We start from the raw sequence: 5,106 nt of genomic DNA on the forward strand, positions 1-5,106 counted from the left end.
AACATAAATATAACGCTGCATATCTTGTTGACCTGCTTTTTTCAAGAAAGCTATGAGTGCCGAAATAATCAATAATGCTTCCAATCCTTCACGAAGTAAAATTAGGGCTGAGTCCCAAAAACTATACGTCGTGTCTTGTTGAATGAAATCTATTTGCTGCTTAAAGGAATCTAATTTACCCGTAATTGCAGATGCTTCCACATCGTCACGCAATAAATCACTCACAAGAAGAGGTATACCAGATTCAATTTCACTATACAAGCTGGCATTTTTCGTACGGATTTCTCCTTCAACACCTGGCCAAATTGTGATGAATTTTTTCAACGATTCGGCTGCCTGATTATAGTTTCCTTCTTCAATAGATGCTTTACTTTCATCCAACAAACCTGTCAGCGTCGCCAGTGAATAGTTTCCCGAGACTTCCGCATTCTTCACTTTTCCTGCAACAAAGTCCTGAATCGTTTGATTCAACGATTCAACTTGTTCCTTTAACTTAGTGACATCGAGCTCGTCACCAGCTAAAGAAATTCGCATGAATGACATTTGTGTTTCAATTTGTCCGTATGCTGCGATATTCTGTTCGCGAACAACCCGCTCGTTTTTCGTCCATTTTTTCAGGAWGATGGAATAAGCCTCTTGGATTTCATCTTTATCGCTAGAATCGATTGCTGTTTTCAAATCGTTAAGAGAAGGCTCTACTGCCTTCAGAAAGGCCTCACGATTGGCTTTTTCATCTACTGGATTTTCAGATTTCTCATAAGCTGTCAGGGCTTTTGATAAATCCGTCAATGCGGACAATCGTTTCTCGCTGGTTGTTGCACTCGAAGCTTTTTCTAGCGCTTCATTTACATCCGCGGATTCTTCCCCTTCAGTAATGTTCAGTTGCTTCCAATCCGTTTGAAAAGTCTCAATCGCTTCAGTAGCTTTTGCGTCATCGTCATTTTTTGTGCTCATAATGGCATCAGTAATAGCGATATATAAATGGCCAAAAGACTGTGCAGCAGAGACGTTGTTTTGAGAAGGAACAACGAGCAACATAGTTACTAGACTAAGTATCTTAAAGAATGTTAAAAAGTTGCTCACCGATATAGCTCCCTTTTTGTATACCTGGGAAGCAAGCAAAGACACCGCTACCTCGATGGGTAATATATTCGTTTAGCATATCATCACGTCCCAATGCGCTTTGAATGTTAATAAACTGTTTAGGATTTTTTTGGAATGAAATGAATAACAAGCCCGCGTCATACGCTCCTGTTTCATCAATCAAGCCACTTGAGTAGGAGAAACCTCTTCTCATAATTCGATCCTTCACTTTACGAGCAAGCGCCATATGTGAATTAGCCGGAATGTGAGGATTTCCTTTTTCATCTTTTGCATTTAAATCCACTTCATCAAATTCCTTCTTGCTCCCGAGTGGTGCACCACTATCGCGATGTCTGCCAAAAGTTGCCTCTTGTCCTTGAAGAGAAGTTCGATCCCATGTCTCTAAATGCATTTGGATTTTCCGCACGACTAAATAGGTTCCATTTGTCATCCAGCTTTTCGATTCATTCGGCTGAACCCAAACGACTTCCTTCATGTCAGAAGCACTTTTCGGGCTTGGGTTAACCGTGCCGTCTTTAAATGCAAATAAATTTCGAGGCGTTTCTTTTTTGTTTTTTCGCTTAGGCGTTGAAGTGAATCCAGTTTGCGTCCATTGCAACGAGACTTTTCCTGACGCTGCACGCACTAAATTACGAACTGCATGGAAAGCCACTTGTGGGTCATCGGCACAAGCCTGAATACATATGTCTCCACCTGCGTATTTTTCATCGATTTGATCTTTAGGGAAATGTGGCAATTCTTTCAGTTCAGCCGGACGTTTCAAACCTAGACCTAGCTTCTGGTTATTGAATAATGATGGCCCTACTCCGAACGTTAATGTCAAATTAGAAGCATCCAATCCTTTTGACTCTCCGGTATCTTTAGGTGGCGTAAATCCACCTTTAGAAAGCTCCTCGAGCTGCTCCCCGTTCATTAAACGTACTGCTAATGGAGTCCACATCTTAAACAATTCCTGCAATTCGCTTTGTGATTGAACAAGCACATTCAACGAAGCAAAGTAAACGTGGGATGGTGCATCTGTCGTAATACCCGACTGATGCTTCCCGTAAAATGAAATCTTATTTGTCGCGGTCGAGTCGTCTTCAAGTATTTCAAAGCCGAGTGCTTTCGCCACGTTCCCCATTCCAGAAGCAAAGACAGCCGCTCCAGCTGCACTTGCCCCTGCAATTTTCAACATATCACGTCTTGAAATTTTCTTCTCCAACCACTTTTCATCGTTTGAGGTCATTTTACTCACTCCATTATTATGCCCATTTGACTAAGCGGTTCGCCTAGTTGGTTCACAGCGTCTGATAACAATTTTGTATCCTCTGAAGTCAACTCTTCATATGAAACAAACCCATTGTCGCCTGTTTCGTAATTTGCCAATAGTTCATTTACTGCATCAAATTTTGCTTGCAGGTTCGTCGCTAATTTTTCATCTTTTGCTTCGATTTTTGACTCTAGGATGTGGAAAATTTCTTCCGCACCTTCAATGTTTGCTTTGAAATCATATAAATCGGTGTGAGAGAAAATTTCTTCTTCCCCTGTAATTTTAGAAGTCGATACTTCATTTAAAAGATCCACTGCCCCGGTCATCATCAAGTCTGGTGTTACTTCTACTGTCTCAACACGTGCACGCAATTCTTTTGCGTCTGCTAATAATTGATCAGCTGTTTCTGCGTAACCTTCTGTTGTGTTTTCTACCCAAAGGCCGTATTCGATTTTATGGTAACCAGTCCAATCTTCTTTGCCTTTACCTTCTTCTTCAAGGTCTGCCAGGCGAGCATCGATACGAGGATCTAAATCTCCGAAACTTTCAGCAATTGGTTCCGAGCGCTCAAAGTACATACGGGCAAGCGGGTAAAGTGCTTTTGCTTCTTCAATGTCTCCTGCTTTTACTGCCTCAACAAATTTTTCTGTCTCTATGACAAATTGATCCATTTGCTCAATCGCAAATTCTTTATATGTATCAACTTCGTTTTGTAAGTCTACAGTTTCTGAAGCAGTTTCTGAAGCCGCTTCAGGCTTCGTAGCTTCTTCTTTTTCTGCGCAGCCAACTAAAGAAGTGCTAAGTAGCACGAATGATAAAAACGTCGCAATTTTTTTCATGATAATCCTTCTTTCTTTTTGTTTATCTACTTTAACAATGATAATCATTATCAATGAGAAGTCAAGGGAAGTTTATGGGATATCTTGAAGGAAACGTTGCATAATACATATTTGATATATAAAACACGAAAATCCCTGAGGATCTTCGTGTTCTCTGCAATCTTGGGCGTACTATACCCCTTCTTATTTCGTTACAGTTATTGGACCATTATCTGTTCTCAACTTAATCAAAGATTTCCCATTGCCGTACGTCACATAGCTGTCTTTATCACCAAAGATGTTCACTATTCCATTATCCGTTTTAGCGTCAATCCTTGTATTTTTCGGTTCAGATTCAGTTTTAACCTCAATGCTACCGTTGTCTGTTTCTAAATCAATCGGCCATTCTATCTTATTTGTAATCAAGGAGATTTTCCCGTTATCCGTAGAGCCATTAATTTCCCCTTGGACATGGTCCAAAATAATTTTGCCATTATCGCTTTCAACCTTAACTGTTTTGGCTTCAACTTCCTTAACTTGTATCTGGCCATTGTCTGTCTCAAGCACTACCTTCTCGACCTGTAAATTTTCTACCATGATACGTCCATTGTCACTCTTTACTTGGAGGTCTTTATATTGTTTTTCCGGCACATTGACAGTGAGTTTCAAGTCACCTGTATGAAAATTGAACAAAGATAAAAATCGACGTTTCTGTTTTAGTTGAACGGTAAGTGTATCCCCTTTTACATCTACATTAAAAATGTATTTCTTCTTTTTATTAGCACCTGTATATTCAACAGTGGCTTCTGAGCTTTTGGTCGGTACAATAATCACTTCCGCATTGTTTGTTGTAACTTCAATGTTTGTAAATGATGAATCTTCTTGAACTGTCTTATTGTCGCTCCCGGCAATCACTTTCATTGTATTGAACATGAACGTCATGCCACCTGCAATCACAATCAATAGAATTAATGAAATGACGAGTTTATTTTTGAAAATCATCGTGTGTCTGCTCCCTTTTCTTTATCTTGCATTAAACGTAATCTGTATGAATTCATTGCGCATTCTCCGAGTTGATCGAGCAGATTGTAATTTGCAAATGCACCAACAACCGCTCCTATACCAGGCAGCATTTGAAACATTTTCACTAAATCGATGTAGTCACGGTATTCCTGTTGAAATTCTCGCCAATCCATGTCTGCGACTAAAGATTTCTGTTCCTCCCAGTTTTCAATAATACTCAATGTTTTTTTTCGCTTTTCTTCGCTTGAAAAGGCCAACAGAAAAATATGCAGGATAAAGAGACGTTCCTCTGGTTTAGTTGTATCAAATCCATACACAGATGCAGCTTCAAACAAAAACTTCATTTTAATGGATAACAGCAGTGGAAAGTCGGCAATTCCCAGAAGTATTCCCCCAGCACCTGTTCCCGCTCCTTCAATCGTCGCCGTTTTTCTAAACGTGGAAAGCTTTTGCTTAAATAGTTCGTCTCGCTCATAAAGACTTAATTCCGTTGATAACTGTTTTTTCGTCGTAATGTTCGATCCTGCGAGCGTTGCTTTCACCATGTTTTTTATGCTTTCAGTCATCACTTTATGAAATTTTTCTGGAAGAAGGCCATTGATTCTCATCTGTGCATTCTTGGATATTCGGCTTATGAGACCGGATTGTCTTGTCATTTTCCGCTTCCAAATTATCAGTTCTTGTTCAACCTTTATCGTATAATCCACCAATTGTTCACCCCTTCTCTACTCACAAGCATTTATATCATTCCATTAAGTTTAGCCTTTTCATCAAGTATTCAAAATGAACCTAGGGAGTGTTTACTTCTACGTCTTGAGGCTTAGTAGCGGCTGAAAAACATCAAATAACAGTTTTAGAACCCCCCTCCCCTTCAATGAATAAATACACCCCAAAAACACATACTATATG

General features: G+C 39.7%; 4 protein-coding genes and 1 pseudogene. All 5 read right to left on the minus strand.

Annotated elements, in window-relative coordinates:
* A pseudogene (locus AC1DSB_RS14095) lies at positions 1–1,083 on the minus strand (FTR1 family iron permease); the annotation flags it as partial.
* Entirely contained in the window at positions 1,058–2,332 is a 1,275-nt protein-coding gene (gene efeB, locus AC1DSB_RS14100) for an iron uptake transporter deferrochelatase/peroxidase subunit (RefSeq protein ID WP_477532310.1), read from the minus strand. The pseudogene AC1DSB_RS14095 and the gene efeB, both read right to left, overlap by 26 nt.
* A gap of 5 nt (positions 2,333–2,337) precedes the next feature.
* Positions 2,338–3,195, minus strand: a complete 858-nt coding sequence (gene efeO / locus AC1DSB_RS14105) for an iron uptake system protein EfeO (RefSeq protein WP_016429452.1) — start codon at positions 3,193–3,195, stop codon at positions 2,338–2,340.
* Positions 3,196–3,378: 183 nt separating this feature from the next.
* Positions 3,379–4,176, minus strand: coding sequence for a DUF4097 family beta strand repeat-containing protein (locus tag AC1DSB_RS14110; RefSeq protein WP_477586933.1), 798 nt, complete (start codon positions 4,174–4,176; stop codon positions 3,379–3,381).
* On the minus strand, positions 4,173–4,907 hold the full coding sequence (locus AC1DSB_RS14115; RefSeq protein WP_016429454.1) for an EcsC family protein: 735 nt from the start codon (positions 4,905–4,907) through the stop codon (positions 4,173–4,175). Before AC1DSB_RS14115 ends, AC1DSB_RS14110 begins: the two co-directional genes overlap by 4 nt.
* Positions 4,908–5,106 lie beyond the last annotated feature (199 nt).

It is taken from the genome of Paenisporosarcina sp. P4_E4_2 (assembly GCF_056401595.1).